Source organism: Sphingobium sp. TomTYG65, assembly GCF_055395525.1.
Map to the genome: position 1 here is coordinate 1,080,791 of NZ_AP027331.1, position 26,208 is coordinate 1,106,998.

At 61.9% G+C, this 26,208-nt stretch carries 19 protein-coding genes; 12 read left to right on the forward strand and 7 right to left on the reverse strand.

Features of this window, described 5'->3' with window-relative positions; genetic code table 11:
• Window positions 1-17: 17 nt before the first annotated feature.
• Window positions 18-698, reverse strand: a complete 681-nt coding sequence (locus ACZ5Y5_RS18685; RefSeq protein WP_464810920.1) for a TetR/AcrR family transcriptional regulator — start codon at window positions 696-698, stop codon at window positions 18-20.
• Between the two features lie 143 nt (window positions 699-841).
• A complete protein-coding gene (locus tag ACZ5Y5_RS18690; protein WP_464810921.1) occupies window positions 842-1,534 on the reverse strand; it encodes a TetR/AcrR family transcriptional regulator in 693 nt (230 codons plus the stop codon).
• Between the two features lie 244 nt (window positions 1,535-1,778).
• Between ACZ5Y5_RS18690 and ACZ5Y5_RS18695 the strand changes: the two genes are divergently transcribed.
• Window positions 1,779-4,286 (forward strand): TonB-dependent receptor, encoded by a 2,508-nt coding sequence (locus ACZ5Y5_RS18695; RefSeq protein ID WP_464810922.1) that lies wholly within the window; start codon window positions 1,779-1,781, stop codon window positions 4,284-4,286.
• Between the two features lie 118 nt (window positions 4,287-4,404).
• On the opposite strand, the gene ACZ5Y5_RS18700 is transcribed toward ACZ5Y5_RS18695, so the two are convergent.
• Together ACZ5Y5_RS18700 and ACZ5Y5_RS18705 are read right to left on the reverse strand one after the other, a co-directional pair.
• Window positions 4,405-5,454, reverse strand: coding sequence for a hypothetical protein (locus ACZ5Y5_RS18700; protein WP_464810923.1), 1,050 nt, complete (start codon window positions 5,452-5,454; stop codon window positions 4,405-4,407).
• A 58-nt stretch (window positions 5,455-5,512) separates the two neighbouring features.
• Entirely contained in the window at window positions 5,513-5,917 is a 405-nt protein-coding gene (locus ACZ5Y5_RS18705; RefSeq protein WP_464810924.1) for a VOC family protein, read from the reverse strand.
• Window positions 5,918-6,066: 149 nt separating this feature from the next.
• Here ACZ5Y5_RS18705 and ACZ5Y5_RS18710 point away from each other — a divergent pair, with 149 nt between their 5' ends.
• The 4 genes from ACZ5Y5_RS18710 to ACZ5Y5_RS18725 all read left to right on the forward strand — a co-directional run bounded on the left by ACZ5Y5_RS18710 (window position 6,067) and on the right by ACZ5Y5_RS18725 (window position 9,145).
• Window positions 6,067-6,765 (forward strand): TetR/AcrR family transcriptional regulator, encoded by a 699-nt coding sequence (locus ACZ5Y5_RS18710; RefSeq protein ID WP_464810925.1) that lies wholly within the window; start codon window positions 6,067-6,069, stop codon window positions 6,763-6,765.
• Window positions 6,766-6,892: 127 nt separating this feature from the next.
• Window positions 6,893-8,074 (forward strand): beta-ketothiolase BktB, encoded by a 1,182-nt coding sequence (gene bktB, locus ACZ5Y5_RS18715; RefSeq protein WP_464810926.1) that lies wholly within the window; start codon window positions 6,893-6,895, stop codon window positions 8,072-8,074.
• Window positions 8,075-8,232: 158 nt separating this feature from the next.
• Entirely contained in the window at window positions 8,233-8,547 is a 315-nt protein-coding gene (locus tag ACZ5Y5_RS18720) for a hypothetical protein (RefSeq protein WP_464810927.1), read from the forward strand.
• A 130-nt stretch (window positions 8,548-8,677) separates the two neighbouring features.
• A complete protein-coding gene (locus ACZ5Y5_RS18725; RefSeq protein ID WP_464810928.1) occupies window positions 8,678-9,145 on the forward strand; it encodes a CYTH domain-containing protein in 468 nt (155 codons plus the stop codon).
• Here ACZ5Y5_RS18725 and ACZ5Y5_RS18730 read toward each other — a convergent pair.
• Complete coding sequence (locus ACZ5Y5_RS18730) at window positions 9,123-10,040, reverse strand: LysR family transcriptional regulator (protein WP_464810929.1); 918 nt, start codon at window positions 10,038-10,040, stop codon at window positions 9,123-9,125. The two genes, ACZ5Y5_RS18725 and ACZ5Y5_RS18730, sit on opposite strands and share 23 nt — an antisense overlap.
• Window positions 10,041-10,257: 217 nt before the next feature.
• Here ACZ5Y5_RS18730 and ACZ5Y5_RS18735 point away from each other — a divergent pair, with 217 nt between their 5' ends.
• From ACZ5Y5_RS18735 to ACZ5Y5_RS18765, 7 genes are all read left to right on the forward strand, one after another.
• Window positions 10,258-11,652 (forward strand): LLM class flavin-dependent oxidoreductase, encoded by a 1,395-nt coding sequence (locus ACZ5Y5_RS18735; RefSeq protein WP_464810930.1) that lies wholly within the window; start codon window positions 10,258-10,260, stop codon window positions 11,650-11,652.
• A 52-nt stretch (window positions 11,653-11,704) separates the two neighbouring features.
• Complete coding sequence (locus ACZ5Y5_RS18740) at window positions 11,705-14,380, forward strand: TonB-dependent receptor (protein ID WP_464810931.1); 2,676 nt, start codon at window positions 11,705-11,707, stop codon at window positions 14,378-14,380.
• A 2-nt stretch (window positions 14,381-14,382) separates the two neighbouring features.
• Complete coding sequence (locus ACZ5Y5_RS18745) at window positions 14,383-15,729, forward strand: MFS transporter (protein ID WP_464810932.1); 1,347 nt, start codon at window positions 14,383-14,385, stop codon at window positions 15,727-15,729.
• Window positions 15,730-15,741: 12 nt separating this feature from the next.
• Window positions 15,742-17,361, forward strand: a complete 1,620-nt coding sequence (locus ACZ5Y5_RS18750) for a GMC family oxidoreductase (RefSeq protein ID WP_464810933.1) — start codon at window positions 15,742-15,744, stop codon at window positions 17,359-17,361.
• A gap of 188 nt (window positions 17,362-17,549) precedes the next feature.
• Entirely contained in the window at window positions 17,550-19,856 is a 2,307-nt protein-coding gene (locus ACZ5Y5_RS18755) for a PAS domain S-box protein (RefSeq protein WP_464811605.1), read from the forward strand.
• Window positions 19,857-20,173: 317 nt separating this feature from the next.
• Complete coding sequence (locus ACZ5Y5_RS18760) at window positions 20,174-21,925, forward strand: N-acyl-D-amino-acid deacylase family protein (protein WP_464810934.1); 1,752 nt, start codon at window positions 20,174-20,176, stop codon at window positions 21,923-21,925.
• Between the two features lie 68 nt (window positions 21,926-21,993).
• Complete coding sequence (locus tag ACZ5Y5_RS18765; RefSeq protein ID WP_464810935.1) at window positions 21,994-22,518, forward strand: VOC family protein; 525 nt, start codon at window positions 21,994-21,996, stop codon at window positions 22,516-22,518.
• 121 nt (window positions 22,519-22,639) lie between these two features.
• Here the strand turns inward: ACZ5Y5_RS18765 and ACZ5Y5_RS18770 are convergent, their stop codons facing one another.
• Entirely contained in the window at window positions 22,640-23,530 is an 891-nt protein-coding gene (locus ACZ5Y5_RS18770; RefSeq protein ID WP_464810936.1) for a Coq4 family protein, read from the reverse strand.
• Window positions 23,531-23,552: 22 nt separating this feature from the next.
• Complete coding sequence (locus ACZ5Y5_RS18775) at window positions 23,553-26,021, reverse strand: TonB-dependent receptor (protein ID WP_464810937.1); 2,469 nt, start codon at window positions 26,019-26,021, stop codon at window positions 23,553-23,555.
• Window positions 26,022-26,208 lie beyond the last annotated feature (187 nt).

Consider the following 26,208-nt stretch of genomic DNA (forward strand, 5'->3'; position numbering starts at 1 on the left):
GGCAGGGAGGCCGGCGGCTACCGGTCTCCCTCTGCTGCGGGTTCCATCTGATCGAGGAAGCGGGCTATCCGCTCTTCGGCGATGCCTATGCCGCGAGCGCAGAAGAGGATCGCTTCGCGCAAGGTGCGGTTATCATCCTCATCATAGGGGATGACCATTTTATCGTGGCACCGCGCCATCATCAGCATCGTGCTGATATTTTCCACGAACATCGCGGCATTGGCGGCCGACATCATCTGTCCGGTAAGGCCCCCATCGGCGCGCGCGGCCTTCAGCGCGATCTCAAGATCGGGAAGCGTGAGGCGCATGGCGCGGCGATAGACAAGCCGCGCATAACCGCCGTCGCCTGCGAGGCTACCGACCACCATCCGCATGCCTTCGGCATTGGCAGCTTTCATGCCCTGCATCGCGTAGCTGATCGTGCGCTTTAATATCTCCAGAAGTCCTTCGGTGCTGGGCGCTGCCACACCGTGCATTTGGAAGGTGGCGTTCTGGTCGGCGATGACCTCGCGCAGCACCGCCCGGTAAATATGCGTCTTGGAGGAGAAATGACGGAAAAGCAGCGCTTCGGAAATGCCCGCGGCCTTGGCGATCTGCTGCGTGCGTGCGCCTTCCAGCCCGTGCCGGGCAAAGACCGCCTTCGCCGCGGCGATGATGGAGGCGCGGCGGCCGGCGCTGGAAAGGCGGGTGGCTGACATCGGCGGGAATATCACTCCGGGAAAAGGCAGAGGTTCGGGCAGTTCGTTGCCAGACGAACGCTCCGGGAAGGACAGGGGCGCAGCTTAGGCATTTACGCAGGAGAAACAAGGCAATCACATGCGCGGTATAGGCGGAGCGCCCTTCATCTTGCCGGTTGTGATCCTTGTTCGATGGATTCGATGAAGCGGCTCAGCAATTGTTTCTGCCGGTCGATCATCTCCGGAGACAGCGGGTCCGCGCCTGACAAGCCGCGCGCCAGGGGCGCCGCCCAGAAATAGCCGAACATGAGATTGAAGATCGCGATAATCTGCAGGATCAGGTCCTCCGGCGCGGGCTCGAATTCTGACGCGCGCGTGATCCGCCGTCCGTAATCGGCCAGCCGGTCAACCCAAGCCATGCCGATCTCGTCCCGATGCGAGGGCGGCGACAGCAACGACCGGATGAGCAGCATCGGCACATTGGGATGCTGCGCCAGCACATCGATCAAGCGAGAAGATAGGGTGCGGAAGGACAGCTCCTGCGGGGAGCGCAGAATGGTCTCTTCCATCTCGTCCGCCAGTGGTTGCAGCGCGCGCTGCAGCACGCGGCGGTAGAGTGCATCCTTGCTCTCAAAATGCTTGTAGAGGCCCGGCTGCTGAATATTCGCCGCCGCCGCGATGTCGCGCAGCGATGTCGCGTCATAGCCTTGCTGAGCGAAGAGGAGTTCGGCCGTGTCCATCAGCCGGTCGGCAGTTCGCTGACCCTTGCTCGTCCGGGGCAGGGATGGTTCGCTCATCGGGCTCTGCACTGTGCTGGTCATGACCGCACCGTAGCGGGACGGAAAGGCTTTGGCCATGGCTGGTTATCGATCGATAACCGATCCTGGCTGATGAGCGTGACGAAGGGATAGTTGCTCCACATATCCGGAAGCATGCGGATCACCTGCGTTTACCGCCGGATAGTGCGTCATCATCTGCCTGCGCCCAAAGCGCAAGGGGAGGTGCAGGGGTACAATCACAAGGCGGGGGAACCGCCGGTCATCTCTATACACCCTCTTCAAATAAAATTCAAATCTCATTCGAAAATGAGGAGGAGAGAGGATGGACAGTTTTAAAAGGGGCTATGCCGCATCGCTGCTGGCGAGTGCCGCATTTCTTGGCGTGATGAGCCCGGCGCAAGCGCAGACGGCTCCGCAGGCTGAACCCGCTCAAAATTCACAGATCAGCGACATCATCGTGACGGCGCAGCGGCGCGAGGAACGCGCGCAGGACGTGCCGATCGTCATCAGCGCCTTTTCGCCGGAGAGAATCCGCGAACTGAACATTACCGAACCGCAGAAGCTCTACGGTAACGTCCCGTCGCTGGTGGTCGGTACCCAAGGCCAGGCGAGCCGCGACGTGCAGAGCTTCTCGATCCGTGGGCAATCGACCGGCTTTCTCGCGCTGCCTTCAGTGGCGACCTATATGAACGAAGTGCCGCTGGTGGCGTCGATCAGCCTCAGCCTGCAGGGCGGCCCCGGCCAGTTCGTCGATCTGGAAAATGTGCAGGTGCTTTCGGGTCCGCAAGGCACTCTGTTCGGCCGCAACACGACTGGCGGCGCGGTGCTGCTGTCGGCGCACAAGCCTTCGACCGACCATGTGGAAGCCTATATCCAGGGTTCGTACGGCAATTACGACCTGGTCAATATCGAAGGGGCGCTCAACGTCCCGCTGATCGAGGACAAGCTCGCGATCCGCGTGGCGGGGGCTTATTATGACCGCACCGGCTACACGCAGGATATTGTCTGGAACAAGGATCGCGATAACCAGCATTGGTACACCGGCCGTGTCAGCATCCTGGCGACGCCGACCGATCGGCTGTCGAACAACCTGATGGTCTATGGATCGAAGTCCCGGAATAATGGCGCAGGCTACATCAACCGTGGGTTCCGTATTCCCAGTCTGGTCACCGGCAATTGCGGCACACCCCAATGTATCGCGATCTACAATCGACAGACCCAGATTTCACAGCAGATCGGCCCCCGCAAGACGCGCAACGACGCCGATAGCTATTCCAACATCGACGCATGGGGGGCGATCAACACTACTGACCTGGAACTGACCGACGAGTTGAAGCTGCGAAACATTGTCAGCTATCAGAAGCTGAAGTCGGATTATGGCAATGACAATGACGGTACGCCGCTGCAGGGGTATCAGATCAGCCAGAACGCGAATTTCCCGGACTTCCCCATCCCAGGCCTGACGGATGAGTTCGGGATCCCTGTCGCGGGTTATAATAATGAGGTCAGGTTGGCCCATCCGCGTGACTATCTGGAGCAGATCACCGAGGAACTGCAGCTTCAGGGCAACATGTTGGACAATCACCTGACCTATACCGTTGGCGGGTTCTACATCGACACCAAGCCAGCAGGTCTGTGGGAGTCCGCTGCGGTGCAGTTCTGCTCGCCCATCAATACCGGCAATCCTGTTACTTGCGCCGGATCGCGTGGCAGAGCGGGCGTCACGAACAAGTCCAAGGCGCTCTACGGCCAAGGCACGCTGGATTTCGGTGCGTTCTCCGAGGCGTTGGAGAATCTGCGCTTCACGGCGGGCTATCGCTATACCTGGGACACGGTGAAGGGCTTCTCCGCGTCATGGTCGCCTCTGGCGAACGGCACCGTGCGTTGTTCAGTTGACAATACGATCCGGGCCACGGGCGATGATTGCCGCTTTGATGCGACACTCAAGACCAAGGCTCCGACCTGGACCGTGGGATTGGATTATAAGCCTTTCTCCGGTCTGATGGTCTACGGCAAGGTCACGCGCGGCTATAAGGCGGGCGGTTTCAACTCGGTGGCGGTCAATCCGCAGTTCCGTACGTTTGAGCCGGAAAAACTGACCAGCTACGAAGCTGGCTTCAAGTCCGACTGGCGCATCGGTTCAATGCCAGGCCGCCTGAACGTCACCTATTTCTATTCGGATTATAAGAACATCCAGCGTCCAGGCTCCGACTTCAACCTGACGACCTTTGCTGGCGGCGCCAAGATCCTGTCGGCGACCGCGACCATCCAGGGTGTCGAGGCGGAAGCATCGATCCGTCCGTTCGAGGGACTGGAGATTGGCGGTACGTTCAGCCACACGGACGCCGATTACAAGAAGTACCAGTTCACCTCGCTCGGATCGGATCGCACGTGCCTTCCGGGCGGCGGCTTTGCGAGGGTTCCGTTCGGCGGCACCGTGGATGCGAGCTGCTTGCCGTTCCAGTTCGTGACGCCTTACATCTACAATATCCACGCAACCGCGAAGCTGCCGATGGGTGAGGATCTGGGCGAGCTGTCCTATCTCATCAGCTATTCGCACTTCTCCAAACAGCACACGTCACCCACGGGTGACCCGTCTTTCGAGCCGGGATCCATGCTGGAAGCCTATGGCCTGCTGAATATGTCGCTCGACTGGCGGAACATTCGTCAGACTGGCCTGGACGCGAGCCTGTTTGTCACCAATGCGACGAACAAGCTGTACCGTGTTGCGAACGCCAACAGCTATAACGGCCTTGGCATCTTCTCGTCGCTTTATGGCGAACCGCGCATGTATGGCGTCAAGCTGCGTTACAGCTTCGGGGAACGCTGAGCGGCCGGTTCCGACCGCTTGGGGCCAAAGGCCAGCGCAGCTAAATCGCTCTAGCTGGAAACAGAAAAAGGGGCCGCCCGGACATTCCCGGCGGCCCCCTTTTTGCCCGAAGCGTGGCTCAGGCGGCCAGTTCTTCGATCGGTTCGGGCGGGAAGATTACGGGCTTGCCGAGGTCATAGGCGCGGATCAGCAGGCGGACGAACGCGCGATCGTTCAGCGGATCGGTCGGTTCCTCGAATGTCTCGCCGCGTGCGCGCAGGTCCGCGATCAACATGCCGATGGCGCGTTCGACCGTCAGGTCGTCGCTATGATCCATGGTTACCTTGAGTTCGTCATAGTCCATGAAAAGCTGCGCGCCCCAATGGACCAGGAAGCGGATTTCCTCATCGGGAATTTGCTGGATCACGCGGTCGCCGGTGGTGATCTGCCAGCCATCCGCGCCCGCGCCGATCCGGCTTTCATAGGCCAGTCCTTCGGGCCGGCGCAGCGCCGAAGGCCCGTTCGCTTCAGCCGTGTGGTACATCATTTCATTTTCGACGACGACGCCCTTGCCCCACATCGGCGCCTTGAGCTGCTTGGGCGCATTGCGCGGACCATCGGGCCAATAGGTGAAGCTGCCGCCCACCTTGCCGCGATAATACCAGGCTATGACCTGCGCCTTCTTCGCCTGCCAGCGCTTGAACAGGCCCGACTTGGCCATGATGTTCAGCAGCCAGACGGGCGAACTGTCGAGGTTTAGGCCGCGAAAGCGCGTGCCATCGACATGGGGCGATCCGCCGCCGCCGCAGGGACCCGAAATATTGAACAGCATGGATTCAGGCTGCGCATATCTCGCGCCATAATAAGCGCGCGCCTTGTCCAGAAATGCCGGATTTGTGTAGCAATCCTCTATCTCTGGATAGAGGCACACGCCGCCGCGCGCGAGGTATCCGCGGAACACCGGGTTCAGGAACGGTTCCCAGGTCAGCGTTCCTTCTTCAGGAACTTCGCCCGAACTGGTCGCGATGACTTCTTCGGGCGTTTTGAAATGATGCGCCAGGATCATCGGCCAGGGGCCATGATCGCGCACCACCCCGATCAACCGCCGATATTGGTCGTCGCTATAGACGTTATCGACGATTTGCGGTTCCGCAACAGGGCGGAACGTGTCTGCCAAATCTGTTTTCATTTGCCTCTCCTGCATGCCGCCGGGTTTTCAATCCTATGCCGGCGACTCTGACTGGTGATCAAAGCATCTCCACGACTTCGATCAGGTGCCCGTCGCTGTCCTTGATGAAGGCTACCTTGACGCCATGCTGCGGCTGTGCATGGGCGGCGCGATAGACGCTGCCGCCTTCGGCCCAAGCCTTTTCCACGGTGGCATCGACATCATCGACCACGAAGCCGAGCGTCACTTCGCCCCGGTCCGGGATGGGACGGTTGGGAAAACGCTGGATGACCAGAGTTGGGCTGGAATAGCCCGCCTCATCGGCGCCCATGATGATTTCGTCCAATTCATGCTCGCCTTCGCCCTGCCGGACGCGCGCCTTTTCAACCAGGCCGAAGACCCGATTGTAGAAGCTGTAAAGATTATCGACGTCGGACACGATCAGCTTGGTGAAACTGAAACCCGTCCTGGCGCTGTCTGCCATAATTTCCTCTCCCTCTTTAGTGCATTGCTGGTCCCGATTGTTGCACCCGCCACGCGAGCGGGACAAGAAATTTTTGGCATCTATTCCTAAAATACGGAAAGACCGGATCTGCGGCTTGACAAAATGGGCGTTTGGCCGGTCATGGCGTAATGGATTCTGACTTGCAGCAATTGGCCGCGCCGGTGCGCGCCGGGCGGGGGCGTCCCGCCAAAATTACGGCAGCGTTGATCGTCGCCAAGGCTCGCGAAATGCTGCTGGTGAAGCAGCCGGAGGAGATTACCTTCGCGATGCTGGGGCGGGAACTGCGCGTGCCCAGTTCATCTGTCTACAATTATTTCCCCAACCGCGAAGCGCTGCTCGCTGCCGTCGCGGCGGATGTTTTTGCAAGCTTCCATTTCGACGATCCAGGACCGGACGCGCCTTGGCAGCAGCGGCTGCGCGCCTGGCTCGATGAAATCGACCGCTTCTTTGATCGCAATCCGGTGGCGTTCCGGGTGATGGCGACCAACAGCCAGGCGTCTTCGGCCTGGATCAACGTCCGTGCGCCGCTGCTGGATGTTCTCTATGGCCTTGGCTATTCGGGGCGGGAGTTGACGCTTCTTCATGCCTGGTTCGAAGGGCAGGTCACGGGCATGCTGCTGATCGAATATCATTCGGCGCTGAACCGCGCGATCGCCGGAGACTTCGAACTCGATCTGGCATCGGCGTCGAGCGAGGCGGAACGTTGCGATATGGAACGGCGGCACTATCTTCCCACCATCAGGCGGGAAGAGATTGTGACGATGGGTTATGACAGCTTGATCGGCGCGCTTGAACGCATGGTGGCGGACAAGGCGAAGGGCGGATAGGCGCCACCTATCCAATTTGTCAGAACGCGCGCATCGCCCTTGACAGTTCCGCACGGCGGCGCATGAGCAGCTTCAAATTTTTCCGGCGAGGGGCGCGGGCCCGGCCGATCGTTCAAAGGACCATGAGATGGAAGATATCTATATCGTCAGCGGCGCTCGCACTGCCATCGGCGACTTTGGCGGCTCGCTGAAGCCCTTCAAGCCTTCGGAGCTGGGCAGCATCGTGGTGAAGGAAGCGCTGTCGCGCGCCGGTGTTCCGGCGAGCGATGTCGGTCATGTCGTCATCGGCCAGGTAATGCCGACCAGCGCGCGCGACGGCATGCTGTCGCGGACCATCGCCCTGCAGGCGGGTGTGCCGATGGAGGTTCCTGCCCTGACCCTCAACCGGCTTTGCGGGTCGGGCGTCCAGGCGATCGTATCCGCGGCGCAGATGATGAAGCTGGGCGAGGCGGACATCACCGTCGCAGGTGGTGCGGAATCGATGTCCAACGTGCCCTATCATGACCATGGCCTGCGCTGGGGCCGCAAGATGGGCGACAATGTGGCCGAGGACGCGCTGGTTTGCGGCCTGCAGGATGCGAGCGGCGGCTATCATATGGGCGTTACCGCTGAAAATTGCGCCGAGCGCCATGGCATTACTCGCGAACAGCAGGACGCGCTCGCCGTCGAGGGGCATCAGCGCGCGGTGCGGGCGATCGCCGAGGGCCGCTTTAAGGAGCAGATCGTTCCCGTCGAAATCAAGACCCGCAAGGGCGTCACCATCTTCGACACCGACGAACATCCGCGTGCCGACACCAACGCCGAGACGCTGGCTGCGATGCGCCCCGCCTTCAAGAAGGATGGCAGCGTCACGGCCGGTAATGCGTCGGGCATCAATGACGGGGCGGCGGCCGTGGTGTTGGCGACCGGTAGCGAAGTCGAAAAGCGCGGGCTGAAGCCGCTGGCGAAAATCCTCGCCTGGGGCCATGCGGGCGTCGAACCCGAATATATGGGTGAAGGGCCGATCAAGGCTGCTCCGGTGGCGCTCAAGCGCGCGGGCTTGACGCTGGAGCAGATGGACGTGATCGAGGCGAATGAAGCTTTCGCCGCGCAGGCGCTGGCCGTCGCCAACACGCTGGGTTTCGATCGTGAAAAGCTCAACCCCAATGGATCGGGTATTGCTCTGGGTCATCCGGTCGGCGCGACCGGCGCGATCCTGACGATCAAGGCGGCCTATGAGTTGAAGCGGACCGGCGGCCGCTATGCCCTGATCACCATGTGCATCGGTGGCGGGCAGGGCATCGCCCTTGTGATCGAGAATGTCGGCTGATCACTGACCGCAATTGATAATGCGTGAGAGCGGCGGGATCGGATTCCCGCCGCTCTTTGCGTTTAAATCTTCCACTCGCTCCTTCTGACCAGAACTCAATCACTTGCTGTGCGTTGAGACAAGGCGGCGGCCGATCTGCTGCCTGCTTGGAGCGAACTATGTCTGTTTTCGTCGAGTTTCCCGACGGCGAGTGCCGCGAAGTTCCCGGTCAGCTTCGCATGATATCAATGCAGCAATCCCATGGCCCGGTGGAATTTGAACAGGTCCCGCTGAATTGTGACCCGGTCTGGAAATATGAACGCGACGGCAACCGCTGGGTGGCTGTTCGGCGCACCGGGCAACTGCTGCCGCTGCGCCCCCAGGCTCCCGCCTGGTGGCAATTTGTCGAATTGATGTTGGAGCCGGAAAGGCGTCCCGTTCCCAAACCCTATGCGGACGAGGATGACGATATCAAGCTGCAGTCCGCCGCCTGACGCGCCTGACCGTGCGGTTGAGGCGATGGAATCGCTCCGCTGAACCGTTTGAGGACTCGCATCGGTGAAGAGCAGACATTAACATGGATAAGCTCGCCTCTCTTCTGGCGATCCAACATCGAGGATTTTCATGCCGGTTGAGATCGAGCGCAAATTCCTCGTCATCAATGATAGCTGGCGACATTCCGCCGGGCCCGGGCAGGTGCTGCAGCAAGCCTATGTCGCCCAGGAGGAGCATGCGAGCGTCCGGGTTCGCCTGTCAGCCGAGCGCGCCTGGCTGACGTTGAAGAGCGCGCGGGCGGGCATGGTGCGCGATGAATTCGAATATGAGATTTCCCGCGCCGACGCCCGCGACATGCTGAACAAATTATGTCCCGGTCCGATCATTGAGAAGACACGCTATCGCGTTCCGCACGGCGGGAGGATATGGGAGGTCGATGTGTTCGCCGGTCGCGCCGAGGGGCTGGTGATGGCCGAAGTCGAACTGCCGTCGCCGGACGAGCCGTTGGTTCTGCCCGCATGGGCGGGGCGGGAAGTGACCGACGATCCACGCTTCCGCAATTCCGCTCTGGCGCTCAACCCGCCTGTTCCTGCATGACCGGACGCCGCTTGCTCCACTGAGAGACAAGGTCGCGGAACGCGGCGAGCAGCCCGCCGCCATTTTGCCGCATCCATACCAGATCAAGGTCAAGGCCCACCCGGAACTCGCGCACGCGGCGCAGCGTCACTTCGGCTGGCAGGGTGAAGCGCACCGACGCGTTGACCAGGCCCAGCCCGAGCCCCTGCCGTACCAGTGCGATCTGGAGCCGTTCGGAATCGACTTGTATCACCGGCCGGGGCGTGAAGCCGCTGGCATGGCATCGGGCCGCCAGCTTGCTCTGCGACAGCCAGTGCCGATCGGCGGATATGGCGACGAAGGGCTCGTCCATGATGTCGGCGACGGACACCGTCCGCTGCGCCGCCAGGGGATGATCCCTGTGCAGCGCCACCACGAAATCGTCGCGCGCGATCGGCAGATGGTCGAGTTCGGTCATGGCGCCTGGCCGTTCGATCACGCAGCCCGCATCGATCTGCCGATTGCGCAGGGCGCGGAACTGCTCGATCGAGGTCATCATCATCGCCTTGAGCTGCACGGCGGGATGAAGCCGGACAAACTCGGTGAGCGCCCCGACCACCGTAGGATGGCGCACGGCCAATTCGTTGACGCCGATCGTCAATGAACCCAGAGATCCTGCGGCGGCCATGCGCGCCTGATTGAAGGCATTATCGACCTGCGCCACCGCACCGCGGCAATCGTCGAAGAAGACGCGGCCGACAGGCGTCATGTGAACGCCGCTGGCAGATCGTTCGAGCAGGGGTGCGCCGACGCTTTCCTCCAGCTCGGCGATGTGGCGCGACAGGGCGGATTGAGCGACGTTCAACGCTGCCGCTGCGCGGCTGAAACTTTGATGCTCCGCGACCGCGATGAAGTATCTCAACTTGTGCAGGGACATTCAGTGTCCTCCCTCTCCTCGCGCCACTCTATCTCATTTCAAGATGGCGTCCACGCACATCGCTATTGGACTGCGCCGCGTCGCTTGGTCACAACATCGGACAAAGAGGCTGGCTTACCAGGCCAATTAGGAGAGAGACTTTGGGCCGCATTCCGCCCCGGAATCCTGCGCGGATCGTCCGCGCCACGCCCCGCTTGCGCGCAGGCATGATGCTGATATGACAAGCGTGGGCAAGCAGATCATCCTTGGGGCGCTCGACTGCTTCACCCCCGGCTTTCTGGCGCAGGGCATGTGGGCCCATCCGGCAGACCGGACGGCTGGCTTTAATCAGCTGAGCTATTGGACCGATTATGCCCGCCTGCTTGAGCGCGGGTTGTTCGATCTGCTGTTCCTGGCCGACACGATCGGCGTCTATGATGTGTTCGGCGGATCGCGCGACGCCGCGTTGCGGCTGGGCGTCCAGGTGCCGATCAACGACCCGTTCGTGCTGATATCCGCGCTGGCCGGAACCACTACCAATCTTGGCCTGGCGGCGACCGGGAACCTGCTCTACGAGCCGCCTTATCTCTTCGCCCGCCGCCTTTCGACGCTCGATCATCTGAGCGGCGGCCGGGTGGGCTGGAACATCGTGACCGGCATCCTCGCCAGCGGCGCGCGCGCGTTCGGCCGCAATCTTATGGGCCATGACGAACGCTATGACTTTGGCGACGAGTTCATGGAGATCGTCTATCGCCTTTGGGAGCATAGCTGGGAGGACGGCGCGGTTCTGGAGGACCGGGCGCAGCGTCGCTATGCCGATCCCGCCAAGGTGCATGAGGTCAGCTTCGATGGCGATCACCTGCACATGTCGGGCATCCATCTGGCTGCGCCGTCACCCCAGCGCACGCCTGTGCTGTTCCAGGCGGGCGCCTCGGGCAGGGGCAAGCTCTTCGCCGCGCGTCATGCCGAGTGCATGTTCGTGAACGGCACGTCCCGTTCCTCGCTCGCCCGCGCAGTGGCGGACATGAAGGGCGCGCTGGAACAGCAGGGGCGCAGGCGCGATCAGGTGCGCATCCTCGCAGGGCTGACGGTGATCGTCGGCGATACGGCGGAACAGGCCCGCGAAAAGCATGAAGCCTACAAGGCGGCGGCAAGCGCGGAAGCGACGCTGGTCCACGCTTCTGGAGGGCTGGGCGTGGACTTGTCCCGCTACCCCTATGACAGCGAGATTGAATATAGCGAGACGGACGCCAACCGCACATTGATGGAAAATCTGACGCGCGGCCCGGATGGCAGCCGCTTCACCATCCGGCAGGTGGCGGACAGCATGTCGATATCCTCGCGCAACCTGCTGATCGTCGGCGATGCGGAGCATGTCGCGGAAGAGATGATCGCTATCGTCGATCAGACGGGCATTGACGGCTTCAACCTCGCCCGCGTGCTGATGCCGGATTCGATCGAGGATTTCGTGCGCCTCGTCATCCCGCGTCTGCAGGAGCGTGGGGCATATAAGACTGCCTATCGGCCCGGCTCGCTGCGGGAAAAGCTGGGGCTGGGGGAAGGGGCGCAGATCGCCCCTAATCATTACGCCCGCACGCTTGGAAAGGCTTTCGCCGGGGAGAAATTTGGGTAAGGATAAATCCGGCACACAAAAGAATGATGCCAAAAAAAGAGAGGGGAAAATCATGAAACTGAAGGGAAATTCGGCCTGCCGAAAGGCCGCCATGCTGCTGCTCGGCAGTACCGTCGCCATGCCTCTGTCTGCTCTGGCGGCGCAACCCGCACAAGGCGTAGCTCAACCCGCGGATGAGGCGGATGGCGAGATTGTCGTCACCGGATCGCTGATCAAACAATCGTCCACGCCATCCCCCACCGACGTCGTCAGCGCGCAGACGATCGAGGCGCGCGGCATCGTCAACGCGTCCGAACTGGTGCGTGCCGTCGCCGCGAATGCCGGGTCTGAATCGCAGGTCGATTCCCTCAACCAGACGCTGACGGCCGGTACGGCGCAGTTCAACCTGCGCAACCTTGGCCTCGGCTCCACGCTCGTGCTGCTGAACGGCCGCCGCCAGACGCTGAGCGCCGTCGCTTCCATCGACGGCAGCACCTTTGTCGATATCAACTCGCTCGTTCCGCTGATCGCGATCCAGCGGATTGAAACGGTCAAGGATGGCGGCGCGGCCACCTATGGGTCGGACGCTGTGGCGGGCGTGGTGAACTTCATCACGCGCAAGTCGGTCGATGGTCTTGAGATGAACGCCCGCGCCTATTTCATGGATGGCGCGCAGCAATATTCGATCGAGGGACTGACCGGCTTCAAACTTGGCGGCGGCGATCTGGTGCTGGCTGCATCCTATTATGAAAGCACGCGGCTCGCCAGCTACGAACGGTCATTCAGCCGCGCGCGGACCTTTGGCCGTCCCAGCTGGCATTCGGTGTCCAGCTATGGCCAGCCCGGTTCCTATTTCGTGCCCAGCCAGAACAGGTTCGTGCCGGACCCGAACTGCACCAACGCGGCCTTTCCAGACAGCTATCGCAATTCGCCCGCCGATACCTTCTGCCGCTTCGACTTTTCCGATTTCTACGACCTGGTGCCCAAGGAACAGCGGGCGCAGGCGTTTGCGTCCTACAATGCCGATCTTGGCGACAGCATGACGCTGACGCTGGAGGGCGCCTATGCCTATACCAATTCGGAAACCACCTCTTCGCCGTCCTTCCCGATCCTGTCGATCAGCCCGGTGGTTCCCGCGAGCAATCCCTACAACCCCTTCGGCGAAAATGTGCTGTTCCGCGGCCGTACCCGGGGTGCGGAGTTCGGCCCGACCATCACCATCAACCGCTACAACACCTTCCGCCTCGCGGCGGCGCTGGAAGGAAAGCTGAGCGAGAGCTGGCGCTGGACCACGGCTGCGACCTACAGCCAGCAGACGGTGCTTTACGACAAGCCCGACACGATCGCATCGCGCTTGACCTCTGCGCTGAACGGCTTTGGCGGACCGGGTTGCAATGCCACGACGGGCACGGCCGGGGTGGGCGCATGCCAATATTATAATCCTTTTGGCACGGCTATCCTCAACCCGGCACAGGCGAACAGCCCGCAGCTGATGGAATGGCTGTTCGGTTCGACCGGCATGCATGGCAAGAGTTCGCTTGTAACCGCCGAAGGCGTGCTGAGCGGCGACATCTTCCAATATAGCGGCGGCACAGTCGAGGGTGCCTTTGGCGTCCAATATCGGGGCAGCACCTTCCGCCACAATTGGAGCGACCTGGTCAACGCCGGAGAGTTGATCACCGTGGGGCAGGCGCCCGATTTCTCAGGGCGGCAGGATGTCTATTCGGCCTTTGGCGAATTGCGCATTCCCTTTGGCGAACAGGTCGAGGCGCAGATTTCCGGCCGCTATGAAAAATACAAGTCGAGCTTCAGCAACTTCAGCCCCAAATTCGCGCTGTTGGCGCGTCCGACCGACTGGCTGTCGCTGCGTGGTTCATATGGGAAGGCGTTCCGTGCCCCGTCCATCTACCAGACGGTGGCGGTGCAGAGTTCGCAGCCGTCCGTCAGCGATGGCGGCACCTTCGTCTTCGTCAATACCCAGGCCCGGGGCGACCCGAACCTGCGCCCGGAAAAATCGACCAACTATAATCTGGGCTTCACCGTCAAACCGGCTCGCCAGATCGACCTGTCCCTCGATTATTATTCCTTCGACTATCAGGACCTGATCGTGAAGGAAAATCCGCAGATCTTCATCAATCAGGAACGGGCCGACACAGCCGCTGGCCTCACCAACACCCCTGCGCAGCAGCGGGTGGTGCGCGATCCACTGGGTGCGCTGCGCTTGGTGAAGATCAACTTCATCAACGCTTCGGCGGTGAAGACCAAGGGGCTCGATCTTGCCGCAAATGCGGGTTTCGATACCGGCCTTGGGCATATCGGCCTCAATGCCCAGTGGAACCACATCATCAATTATCGCATCCTGATCGCGCCGGGATCGGCGGTGATCGACGGGGCGGGCAGCGTCAACTTCAACAATCTTGGCCGTTCGCTGCCGCGTGACCGCGTCGAATATGGCGTCAACTGGTCCAGCGGCCGCCACAGCGTCAATGTGCTTGGCCATTATGTCAGCGGCTATACGAACGACCGCACCGGCATTACGGAACGGAAGATCAAGTCGTGGAACACGTTCGACCTGCAATATATACTCGATCTCGACGGGGTAGTTGGAAAGAGCACGCGTCTGACCGTGGGTGCGATCAATATCTCCGATCGCGACCCGCCGCTGGCGCAGCTCAATCTTGGCTATGATCCCATCGTCCACGATCCGAGGGGACGGGTGATCTACGTTTCTATCGGGCAGAAATTCTGATCATGGCACGCGGCGACGAGGAATTGACCATCGAACACCCTATCGGCGTCAGCGAAAAGGCCAGCCTGCGGCAGGCCCATATCGCGCTGGGCATATTCCTCGTCGCCTATATCCTGTCTTTTGTTGACCGGCAGATCCTCAGCCTGATGGTCGAGCCGATCAAGCAGGACCTGGGGCTGAGCGACCTTCAGGTCGGCCTGCTGCAGGGGCTGGCCTTTGCCATGCTCTATGCGGTGGTCGGCATCCCCATCGGCATGCTGGCGGACCGGATCAGCCGTCGACGGATCATCGCGGTGGGCGTGCTGTTCTGGAGCGCCTGCACCGCTGCGTGCGGCTTTGCGGGCAGCTATGCCCATCTCTTTATGGCGCGCATGGGCGTTGGCCTTGGCGAAGCGTCCTTGTCGCCGTCGGCGCATAGCTGGCTGAGCGACGCCTATCCGCCCGCGCAGCTCTCCCGTGCCATGGCGATCTATAATCTTGGTATCACCATCGGCGGCGGCCTGGCGCTGCTGGTGGGCGGTGCGGTGGTCGATATGGTGGCGCAGAGCGGGGCGCTCGTCCTGCCGCTGGTCGGAGCGATGCCAACCTGGCGCGCGGCTTTCCTGCTGGTGGCGCTTCCTGGCGCGCTGGTGGCTGCGCTGGTCTTCGTCGCTCGCGAACCCGCACGGCGCGCCCACTCGGCGGCCGGGATGCCCCTCCGCGCGGCTCTGGCTCACCTGCGCGATTATAAGCGGGCGTTCATTGCGATTTACGCCAATTCGACGCTGCTTTCGATCATGGGCTACGGCCTCACCGCCTGGTATCCGACTTTGCTGATCCGTACTTTCGGCCTGACGCCGGGACAGGCTTCGCTCCGGCTCGGACTCATCTATCTGCTGCTCGGCAGCATCGGATCGCTGGCGGGCGGCTATACGGCGGAGCGGCTGTCACTGCGGGGCGTGCGGGACGCGAACCTGCGGGTCGTGATGATCGTCGCCTTGCTGTGCCTGCTCCCCGCACTGCTCGCGCCGCTGATGCCTTCGCACACACTGCTGCTCATCTTCTTCGCGCTGCTCACGCTCTTCTTCAACGGCTATTTCGGTTGTTCGCTGGCGGCGATCCAGTTGGCGACGCCGCCCCGGATGCGGGCGACCGGCGCGGCGCTCTTCCTGCTCGCCAACAGCCTTGTCGGTTTGTCTCTCGGCACCGCGATCGTGCCGCTCATCGACAGGGCCTTCTTCGGAGGCGATGGGCAGATCGGTCCGGCGCTGGCGACTGTAGGTGTCTGCGCGACGCTGCTGGCGGCCGCGGCGGCATGGTCCGGCCTGCGTGCCTATGCGCAGACGATCGAGTCCGTGGCGCGGACCTGAACGAGCGCACCCATGATCTTTCGCGGTGATGGCGAGGCCGCCAAGGGCTATGACTTTGTCGTCGTAGGCGGAGGCGCGGCGGGATGCGCGGTGGCGGCGCGCCTGTCGCGGATGGCGGGATGCCGCGTCCTGCTGCTGGAGGCGGGCGGCATCGGACGCAGTCCATGGCTGCGGGTGCCCGCCGCAGCTGTGTTCACGATGCGCAACCCGCGTTATGCCTGGCGCTATGATACCGAAGCAGGCGCGGAGGATGATCGCCCATCGGGACTGCTCGCCGGGCGGATGTTGGGAGGCGGGACCGGCATCAACGGCATGATGTATCTGCGTGGCCAGCCCGCAGATTATGACCGTTGGCGCGACGAGGCGGGATGTCCCGGCTGGGGCTATGCCGATCTGCTCCCCTTCTTCCGTCGCACCGAGGCCAGCGATCGCGGCGCCAGCGCCCTGCATGGCGACGCAGGACCGGTCGGGACCAGCAGGGGCGGTTCGTCGCTGCCTATAGCCGAAGCCTTTCTCGACGCCTGCGAACGGAGCGGCCTGCCGCGTGCCGATGACCTCAATGCCCTTAGCAGCGAAGGGGCGGGCTATTATGACGGCATGATCCGCAACGGCCTCCGTTCGACCGCGCGCGATTATTTAAGCCGGGTGGCCGACCCGCGGCAGTTGACCATCCTTACGGGATGCCATGTGACGGGCGTCGACATTGTCCAGGGCCGCGCGGTTGCCGTGCGCTATGTCCGCAAAGGAAAGCCATGCCGCGTCGAAGCCGCGCAGGAAATTCTTCTCGCATCCGGTTGCGTCAACACGACCCAGCTGCTGATGCTCTCGGGCATCGGTCCTGCTGACGACCTGCTGCGCCACGGCATAGCCGTCCATGCCGACGCGCCCGAAGTTGGCGCGAACCTCCAGAACCACGTGGCAGCCACGCTGCAGTTCGGCCTGGATGCCGGGCTCACCGCCACGGACCAGTTGCGCGGAGCCGGTGCGCTGAAGGCAGCCGCGCAATATCTGATCGGCCGCCGGGGTCTGCTGTCCGAACTGCCCACGCCCGCCGGAGCGCTGATCCACGCCGGGGAGGGTGACGGCCCCGATACGCAGATCATCCTGGGCGGCGGCTTGCCGGGGCGGGGGACCGGGTGGAGGGCGGTGCTGTCGAACATGCCTGGCTTCATGCTGATGGTGAATCAGGGACGGCCGCAAAGCCGGGGCAGTATAGCGCTCCGCTCCGCCAACCCGTTCGATCCCCCGCTGATCCATAACGGCTTTCTTCAGCACCCCGCAGATCGGATGACTCTCGCCCATGCAGTGAGCCGTGCCAAGGCGATCGTCCGGTCAGGCTTCCCGGCCGCAGGCGGAGCCGAGCCCCAGCTGCTGAGCCGCTTCGCGCAGCAAGAGGATGTCGAAGCGCTCGCCTCCACCATCCACCGCTATGTCGGAGCCTATTATCACATGGTCGGCACATGCCGCATGGGCAGCGATGCGGGCGCGGTCGTCGATACGTCCCTGCGAGTGCGGGGCGTCTCCGCCTTGCGTATCGCCGATACTTCCGTCGCGCCCCTGCTCGTCAATGGCAATACGACCGCGATGGCCTATATGATCGCGGAGCGCGCGGCCGAATTCATTACAGCTTGACCGAAGTTGCCGCATATTCGCTGGCGAAGGCGAAAGGGAACCGCTTTTTGTAATGGGGAGTTTCGGTCGGGCGGAGCGACCGCATCCCGCTCAACATGAGTTCCGGTCTAGAAGGTGTGCAAAGTGTGACGATTTCGGACCGGAACGCAGAGGGCGACTATCATGATTTTCTGAGCGGCGGCGGAGAGATGGGTGACCTGATCGCCCTTTTCGACTGGTCCACAACCAGCATCGGCCCGATCGACAGCTGGTGCGGCGCGATGAAGAGCATGCTCGGCTTTGTGCTGCATTCCCCAGTCCCGATCGTGACATTGTGGGGCGACAAGGGCGTCATGATCTACAATGACGCCTATCGCTCCTTCGCAGGCGGCCGTCATCCCGCGCTGCTCGGCACCAATGTGCTGGAGGGCTGGCATGAGGTCGCGGACTTCAACGCGAACGTGATGCAGAAGGTTTATCGCGAAGGGGGAACGCTGTCCTACAAGGATCAGGAACTGACGCTGATCCGCGACGGCACGCCCAAGCAGCTGTGGACCGACCTTGAATATTCCCCGGTGCTGGATGAGGGCGGCACGCCGATCGGTGTGGTGGCGATCGTTATTGAAACGACGGAAAAGGTGCTGGCCAGCCGCCGACTTCAGGACGACCGGAACCGGCTCTGGTCTATTTCTCGCGATCTGCTGCTTGTCTGCACGCTGGATGGGACGATCACGGCAGTCAATCCGTCAGCGACGCGCATGCTGGGGTGGGCGGAGGAGGAAATGGTCGGTCATAACCTGGCCGAATTCATCCATCCCGCCGATCTCGACCGCACCAGCGGCGAGATGACCAGTCTGGGCGAGGGCATCAGCACGCTCGCGTTCGAAAACCGCTATCGCACGCGGGAGGGCGGCTATCGCCTGCTTGCATGGACGGCGGTCCCCGACGCCGGGCGCGTCCATGCTGTCGGGCGCGATATCACGGAGGAGCGGCATCTTGCCCGCGACCGCGACCGCATCTGGAACCTGTCGCCGGTGTTGAAGGTCGTGACCGACACGCATGGCTATATCACCGACGTAAATCCGTCCTGGACGGACAAGCTCGGCTGGTCGCGGGAGGAAACGCTGGGCCGCCGCAGCACCGATTTCATGGTGGACGATGAGGCGGGCTGGCACGAGCGTGTCGCCACATTGCGCGGGGGCACGCCGTTGCTCGATTACCGCACGACGCTGCGCGCCAAAAATGGCGATCATCGCACCGTTCAATGGACGACCGTCCCGGAAAACGACACCTTCTATGGCTTCGGGCGCGACGTAACGGCCGAAATAGAGGCGGCGGCCGCCCTCGCCGACGCGGAGGCTGCACTGCGCCAATCGCAGAAGATGGAGGCGGTCGGACAGCTGACCGGCGGCATCGCGCACGACTTCAACAATCTGTTGCAGGGGATCACCGGCAGCCTGGAGATCGTACAGCGGCGGGTGGCGCAGGGCCGGCTGGACGAGTTGGATCGCTTCATCAACGGCGCATCGACCGCCGCCAACCGCGCCGCGGCCCTGACGCATCGCCTGCTCGCATTTTCCCGCCGTCAGCCGCTCGATCCAAAACCAGTTCGCTCCAATGCCCTGGTTTCATCGATGGAGGATCTGCTGCGCCGGACCATCGGGGAAAAGATCGACCTGGAGCTCGTCCTGGCGGGCGGGCTGTGGGTCACCAAATGCGACCCCAACCAGCTGGAAAGCGCCATTCTCAATCTGGTGATCAATGCGCGCGACGCCATGCCCGATGGGGGCAAGCTGACCATCGAGACCTGCAACGCCCATCTCGATCGGGCCTATGTCGCGCGGCAGCGGGGCGTACGGCCGGGACAATATGTGTGCCTGTGCGTCAGCGACACCGGCATCGGCATGAGCCAGGACACGATCAGCAAGGCGTTCGAACCCTTTTTCACGACCAAGCCGATCGGCCAGGGTACGGGTCTGGGCCTGTCGATGATCTACGGCTTTGCGCAGCAGTCCGAAGGCTATGCGAAAATTTACAGCGAGCTGGGGCAAGGAACGACCTTCAAACTCTATCTGCCTCGCTATCGCGGCAGTGCGGAGGAAGAGGACGAGCCGACGCCGCCAAGCGCCATGCAACAGGCCGAAGAAGGCGAAGTCGTGCTGGTGGTCGAGGATGAGTCCGTGGTGCGTGGCCTGATCCTCGAGGAACTGCATGAACTTGGCTATGCGGCGCTGGAGGCGGTTGATGGCGCGAGCGGATTGGAGATGCTGCGGTCGAAACGGCGCATCGACCTTCTGATCACGGACATAGGCTTGCCCGGCCTGAACGGGCGGCAGCTCGCGGACGCCGCGCGGGAGCTGCGGCCTTCGCTCAAGATTTTGTTCATGACGGGCTATGCGGAAAATGCCGCGCTCGCGTCGGGCTTCCTTGAACCGGGGATGGAGATGATCACCAAGCCCTTCGCCATGGAGGCGCTGGCAACGCGCATCCGATCGATGCTGACCGAGTCTTCCTAGGGCAATCCAACCTTCCGACAAACTCCGTTGGGGCCGAGCTTGTCGAAGCCTTTCTCTTCCTGGAGAGCGGTGAAGCCCTTCGACAGGCTCAGGGCGAACGGAGCAGAGTGATCGGCTGCTCACCCCATAGCAGCAGGATCATCCTTCAACCCTTCGATGGGTCACTCCATGATCCCGCCCGCCACTTGCCCTTTACCGAACTTGCGGTGCCCTGACCCCTCGCGATAGCTTTCCTTCAGCACGATCGCCGGCAAACAGGCGACACAGATGCAAGGCTTCGGCCTCGAGGGACAACAAGCCTTCAAGAGGAGAGAGAGATGACGGACATGCTGATCCGCGGCGGCACGGTGGTCGATGGCACGGGTGCGCCCGGCTATGCCGCCGACGTGCGCGTGGCAGGAGGCAAGATCACTGAGATCGGCGCGGGGCTGACCGCCGCCGCCGGTGAGGAGGTGGTGGACGCCAGCGGTTGCTACGTGACCCCCGGTTTTATCGAGAGCCACACCCATTATGACGCGACCATGTGGTGGCAGCCGGACCTTGATCCGTTGCCCGGCAATGGCGCGACCACGGTGATCCTGGGCAATTGCGGCTTCTCCGCCGCCCCGCTGTCGAAGGAAAGGGCCGCGCAGCTGGAGATGATCAAGATCTTCTCCTTCTTCGAGGATATTCCGCTGAAACCCTTCCTTCAGAACGTCCCCTGGGACTGGGAGAAATGGTCGGAATATAAGGCGTCGATGGCGCGCAACATCAGCCTGCCGGCCAACTATTCCGCCTTTGTCGGCCATATTGCCCTTCGTCTCGCGGCCATGGGAATCGAGGCATGGGACCGCGCCGCCACTCCGCAAGAAATCTCACGCATGGCCGAACTGCTGGACGATGCGTTGGCGGCTGGTGCGCTGGGCATGTCGGACAATCTGCACGACCATGACGGCGATGATCGCGCCATCCCGACGCTGCTCGCCGATGACGCCGAATTCGAAGCGCTGTTCGCTGTAATGGAACGCTACCCGGGAACCACCTATCAGGTGATCATCGACACCTTCATGCGCAAGACCGGGCCGGAGAGCCTGGAGCGACTTGGTCGCCTGCTCAAGGCCCGCGCGATCCGCATCCAGGTCGCAGGCGCCGTGCCGACGCTGGAGTTCCAGAAGGATATTCTTCCCCGGCTGCAGGACACGATTGCGAAACTGAAGGCGGAAGGCGTCGACATCTGGCCGGGCTACGCCCATGTGTCGCCCACCAGCACGTTGAGCCTCGTCAAGTCTCTGATCTTCGCTCAGTCCAACGACTATGTGTGGCATGAAGTCGTGCTGGCCGAAACGCATGAGGAAAAGGCGCGGTTGCTCGCCGATCCCGACTGGCGGGCGCGGGCGCGGGAAAGCTGGGATACGAAGGCCTGGCCCCATTCGCCGATGAACAACCCGCAGGACCTTTACCTGCTGGACAGCGAGAATGGCGCGGGCCCCGTCGGCGGCACGCTCAAGGAGTTCGCTGACGCGCGCGGTCTTCATCGATCGGACGCGATGGCGCAGTGGATCCTGGAGAATGGCACCAAGTCCACCGTGCACATGGCGCCCTTCCCCAAGGATGAGGACCTGACCATCCAGCTGATGCTCGACCCAAAGACTGTCGGCAACATCTCCGACGCGGGCGCGCATCTTCAGATGCTGTGCGGTGGGGGCGAGAATATCCTGCTCTTCACCAAATATGTGCGCGAAGGCTTGCTGACCCTGGAGCAGGCCATTCATGTGAAGACGGGCAAGCTCGCCAACTTCTTCGGCCTGCACGATACGGGCGAGATCAAGGTTGGCCGCCGCGCGGACATTGCGGTCTTCAATCTGGACGAAGTCGAATATCGCAACATGGAAAAGCGGTTTGACGTGCCGGATGGCGACGGCGGCACTACCTGGCGCTTCACCCGCCCGGCTGCGCCTATGCGGCTGACGCTGGTGAACGGGATCAAGACGTTCGACGGCAAGAGCTATACCGGCGCACGGCCAGGCGAATATCTTGTTCCCACGGCGGCGGCGAACGACGCGCTGACGTCCCTCGAAGCGGCGGAATAAGGTCGGAAAGGAGCGGGCGGTTCACGCCGCCCGCTCCTCTTTTTTTTTATTAACGCGGGGATGTCGCCTTGGCCAAATTTGGTGCGATCGATCAGACGGGCATATTGGTTCAGGACCTGGACGCCGCCATCGCCCGCTGGATCGCTCATTCGGGCGTGGGACCATGGACTGTCTTTCGCAATGTAAGACTGGACGGCCGCTACCGCGGTGAGCCCACCGTCGTCACCATGGATGTGGGTCTTTCCTATCAGGGCGAGATGCAGATCGAGCTGATCCAGGTCACCAATGATGCGCCGTCACCCTATCGCAGCGATGACGGACGGCCTTTGCTTGGCCTCCACCATCTTGCGCATATCGTCGATGACCTTGACGCTGCGGTGAATGACGCCGTGGCGGGCGGCATGGAAGTGCTGTTCACCGCGCAAAACCCCGCGACCCGCGTTGCCTATCTGCAGGTGCCGGGCGATCCGGGGCAGCTGTTCGAATTCATCTGCGGCGCGGACATGCGCGCCATGTGCGAAGCGGGCATCGCGGCCGCACGGGATTGGGATGGGGGCGATCCTGTAACAGTGATCGACTTCGCGGCTGCGTGAGAGGGTGGCGTAACTGCCACGAAGGCACAACCTTCATCCCAAAACACAAACGTCATCCGGAACTTGTTTTAGGATGACGAGCAGAGGGAAGGGGGCACTGGTCCCCCTCCCGTAAGAGACCTCACTCCGCCGCCATGGACGTCAGACCCTGATGACTGGGCCTCGGGTCCTCACTCACCGTGTTGGTCCACGACCAGATGCCCGGCGCTGGCGGTTCGGTAATGCCGAACTCCTCGCGAATATCCTGCACCTGCCAATCCAGATAATCGCGATAGGGGATGAGGAACAGCGGATGCTTCCAGTTGCGGCCCTGCGCCGCCCCGATATCCTCTGCGTCCAGTTCTATCTTCACCGCCTCAGGATAGAATAGCCCGCTCTTCATGACCGTCTTGGCCTTCAGATAGGAACTCACCCGATTGAAGAAAGACGCCAGTTCCGGCACGAAATATTTGTAGAGCGCACGCATGTTCGCTGCGAGCAGGGCGACTTCACCAGCATGATTTGTCTCAAAACCCGTGATCATATGTTCGATGTCATGGGTATGAGTCCGCTCCTTCATATAGAAGTCGAAGTCGGTCTTGATTTCCATACCCTGGAAGAAGTGATCCATGTTATAGCCGCTGTTGACGACGAAATCATAGATCACGGCGCGCAGCGTACCTGGATCCGCGCCCGCCAGTTCTTCATTCTTGAACAGCGAAACCTTTTTGCCGTCGAGCCAGCTTTTGAACTCGGGCAGGCGCGCCTTTTCCTCCTCGAACAGCTGGAAGATGCGCGGCCAATCCTCCAGCTCCATCAATATCTTCACCACATCGGGGATATAGGCGGTGTTGGGTAGCTCGGCCCCGTTCCGCCGCAGCATTTCCTGCGCGATCAGCGCGCGAAGTTGCGGATGGTTGAGATAGGGCGAAGAACTGATCAGGACAGAGCTTTCCGTCGTGATCGGCGGTCCCGATCCATTGTAATAGGCAAAATCCGCGCTGCTCACCCGCGCTGAAATTTCGTTTTCCATCATCTCTCTCCTTCATGTCTTTTCAGAAGTTGAAGCCGAGTTCCACCCCGTAGGTCCGTCCGCGCTCATAGCTCGTCACCAGTTGCAGCACTGGAGCTCCGAACGGATTATAATGTTCGTTGAACAGGTTCTGCCCGAATACCGAAAGCGAGACCTTCCCGCCGCCAAGCGGCATGTCCACCCACCCGATACGGCCATCGACCAGCCAATAGGCTTTGGTGAAGGCATAGTTCTCCAGCGTGGCTATATTACCGGAAAGGTCCCGAGGGGGCGTTGAAACCAGTGGCGCCTTGCTGCGATAACGGGCGTCCACGCGTGCGGACACATGGCCTCCCACGCCCAACTCCTCGCTGTCATATTGGGCCGATGCACGCCCCTGCCATTTGGAGGCATAGGTGGTGCGGGCGACATCCGCGACATCGACCCCGTTCAGGATGAACGTCTTGTAGTTGAAGTCGGTGTAGCTGAGGTTGCCGCTGAGCGTCAGGCCGCGGACCGGTACGAGATCGACCTCGGCTTCGAAGCCCTTGATGCTCGCCTTGCCCGCATTGTCGAAGAATTGACGGCCGTTGATGAAGTTCTGCGTCTGCAGGTCCTTATAGTCGCTATAATAGACCGCGACATTGGCCCGCAGCCGGTTGCCCCAGCTTTGCGTTTTCAGCCCCAATTCATAGGCGGTCAGCGTCTCCGGCTTGTAGGGGATGCCGCTCAAGATGCCGCCGGCGACATAGCCGGTCGATACCTTGCCATAAGCGGTCAACCGGTCGCTCGGTCGCCAAGTGGCAATCGCGGCCCAGGTCGCCTTCTTGTAATCGACCTTATAGTCACCAATGCCCAGCTGCCCGCCTTGTCCCCCGGCAATCGCGCTGATGCGGTTTTCGCGCTTGTCGATCGTGTAGCGGATGCCGCCGGTCAGATCGATGGTGTCGGTCAGATGGTAGGTCAGCTGGCCATAGGCGGCATAGCTGTCGTTGATCGCCCGCGTGCGCGTGATGCCGCTGCCAAAGATGCTGTCGAGCGAGGGGTTGCTGTCCGCTGCATTCACGACGCCGTCCCCGTTTATATCGAACGGCAGCTGCCCGACAGGGAGGCCCGGAATGACGCCGACGGTGGAAGTATCGACCACCACGCCATTCGCCACGGGCTGGAAAATCCCCAATATATCCGTCGCCGGGGAATTTTCGTGGAAGTAGAATAGCCCCGTCGTCAGGTCGATGGCGTCGGAGGTTAGTTGGAGCTGGAATTCCTGGCTGAACTGCTTCTGGCTTGTCGAGCGTGACGTCAGCAGGGAGAAGAAGGAGTCGTTCGGCCCCGGTGCATTGGCTGGATTCAGCACGCCCGGCACGTTGCCAGCCAGCAACGCCTGCAGCTGTGCCGTCGTAAAGCGCAGGCCGCCGGACGCCGCAAGGTCATAGATGTTCGGGTCCTGCCGGAACTTGCGATAGGCGCTGATGCTTTTGAGCGTGATCGCATCGCTCAAAGGATAGGTCAGCGTCAGGCTGTGCCCCTGTGTCACCACATGTTCGGTGCTGCTGGCGTTGGCGACGGTCGTCAATCGGTCGGTCGAGATGTTGGTGATCCCGCCGAACAGCGGTTGCAAGGCGATGATCGGCCCCAGCAACTGCCCGGACGCATCGGGTAACACGCCAAAGCTTTGCACCATGCGGCCCGTCGCGCGCGCATCGGTATAGTCGAAGCGATAATCGGCGGTCAGGTCGCCCAGCTCCAGCCGTGCCGCCACGCCCACGCCATCCACATTGCGTTCACCCAGCCGGTCGGCGATGCGCTGCACCCCGAAGGCCGGATCACGCTGACGCAGGTCGATCGTGCGGCCGCCCAGCAGGTTCTTGTAATCGCCCTCTATCTCGTCGTGCAGATAGGAGAATTTGAGCGACAGCGGCCCGAACGCGGGCAGATCGACCGACACCTTGGCGCGCTTCGCATCATAATTGCCGTAGGAAACCGATCCGCGAACACCAAACTCGCCGGACGGTGCTGCGGTGACAAGGCTGATCGCGCCGCTGGTCGCATTGCGCCCGAACAGCGTGCCCTGCGGACCGCGCAGCACCTCCACCCGCTGAATGTCGGACAGGTCGAAGATCGACCCCACCGTGCGGCCGATATAGACGCCGTCGAGATAGATGCCGACCTTGGGATCGACGGCGTTGTTCGATGTACCCGACGCAACACCGCGGATGATGATCGTGGGATTGGACTGCAGGCCCTGCGTGTTGATCTGAAGGCTGGGCGCGAGGCCGGCGAGGTTGCGGACATTGGTCACGCGCAGCTGGTCCAGCTGTTCCGCGCCTATAGCGGTCACGGCCACGGGCACCTTTTGCAGGCTTTCCTCGCGGCGCTGCGCCGTCACGATAATGTCGGCCAGCTGTCCCTGAGCCGCGGCCTGCGGGGCCGGGTCGGCAGTCTGTGCCAGAGCCGCTGTCGTGGCGAACGATGATATGCCCGCTAACGCAACGGCAATAGATGAACGCATGGCAATCCCCTTCCTTTCGTCGGGCGATGGCCATCCCTCGGTACGGGCCAGGCTCTTTCAAGAGCCTGATCCCCGCCCGCTTTCGCACGCGTTCAAACGCGCCCAATCACGGACGTCTGGCGGTTTGCCGCCATTATTGTCTTCACGATGCAGCTTGACCCGCGGCGCATGTCCGCGATCCCTTTCT

Bases quoted from the DNA above. Each gene is read 5' to 3' on its own strand.
- ACZ5Y5_RS18685 (WP_464810920.1), bottom strand. From the start codon at position 698: ATGTCAGCCACCCGCCTTTCCAGCGCCGGCCGCCGCGCCTCCATCATC.
- ACZ5Y5_RS18690 (WP_464810921.1), bottom strand. From the start codon at position 1,534: ATGGCCAAAGCCTTTCCGTCCCGCTACGGTGCGGTCATGACCAGCACA.
- ACZ5Y5_RS18695 (WP_464810922.1), top strand. From the start codon at position 1,779: ATGGACAGTTTTAAAAGGGGCTATGCCGCATCGCTGCTGGCGAGTGCC.
- ACZ5Y5_RS18700 (WP_464810923.1), bottom strand. From the start codon at position 5,454: ATGAAAACAGATTTGGCAGACACGTTCCGCCCTGTTGCGGAACCGCAA.
- ACZ5Y5_RS18705 (WP_464810924.1), bottom strand. From the start codon at position 5,917: ATGGCAGACAGCGCCAGGACGGGTTTCAGTTTCACCAAGCTGATCGTG.
- ACZ5Y5_RS18710 (WP_464810925.1), top strand. From the start codon at position 6,067: ATGGATTCTGACTTGCAGCAATTGGCCGCGCCGGTGCGCGCCGGGCGG.
- bktB (WP_464810926.1), top strand. From the start codon at position 6,893: ATGGAAGATATCTATATCGTCAGCGGCGCTCGCACTGCCATCGGCGAC.
- ACZ5Y5_RS18720 (WP_464810927.1), top strand. From the start codon at position 8,233: ATGTCTGTTTTCGTCGAGTTTCCCGACGGCGAGTGCCGCGAAGTTCCC.
- ACZ5Y5_RS18725 (WP_464810928.1), top strand. From the start codon at position 8,678: ATGCCGGTTGAGATCGAGCGCAAATTCCTCGTCATCAATGATAGCTGG.
- ACZ5Y5_RS18730 (WP_464810929.1), bottom strand. From the start codon at position 10,040: ATGTCCCTGCACAAGTTGAGATACTTCATCGCGGTCGCGGAGCATCAA.
- ACZ5Y5_RS18735 (WP_464810930.1), top strand. From the start codon at position 10,258: ATGACAAGCGTGGGCAAGCAGATCATCCTTGGGGCGCTCGACTGCTTC.
- ACZ5Y5_RS18740 (WP_464810931.1), top strand. From the start codon at position 11,705: ATGAAACTGAAGGGAAATTCGGCCTGCCGAAAGGCCGCCATGCTGCTG.
- ACZ5Y5_RS18745 (WP_464810932.1), top strand. From the start codon at position 14,383: ATGGCACGCGGCGACGAGGAATTGACCATCGAACACCCTATCGGCGTC.
- ACZ5Y5_RS18750 (WP_464810933.1), top strand. From the start codon at position 15,742: ATGATCTTTCGCGGTGATGGCGAGGCCGCCAAGGGCTATGACTTTGTC.
- ACZ5Y5_RS18755 (WP_464811605.1), top strand. From the start codon at position 17,550: ATGGGTGACCTGATCGCCCTTTTCGACTGGTCCACAACCAGCATCGGC.
- ACZ5Y5_RS18760 (WP_464810934.1), top strand. From the start codon at position 20,174: ATGACGGACATGCTGATCCGCGGCGGCACGGTGGTCGATGGCACGGGT.
- ACZ5Y5_RS18770 (WP_464810936.1), bottom strand. From the start codon at position 23,530: ATGGAAAACGAAATTTCAGCGCGGGTGAGCAGCGCGGATTTTGCCTAT.
- ACZ5Y5_RS18775 (WP_464810937.1), bottom strand. From the start codon at position 26,021: ATGCGTTCATCTATTGCCGTTGCGTTAGCGGGCATATCATCGTTCGCC.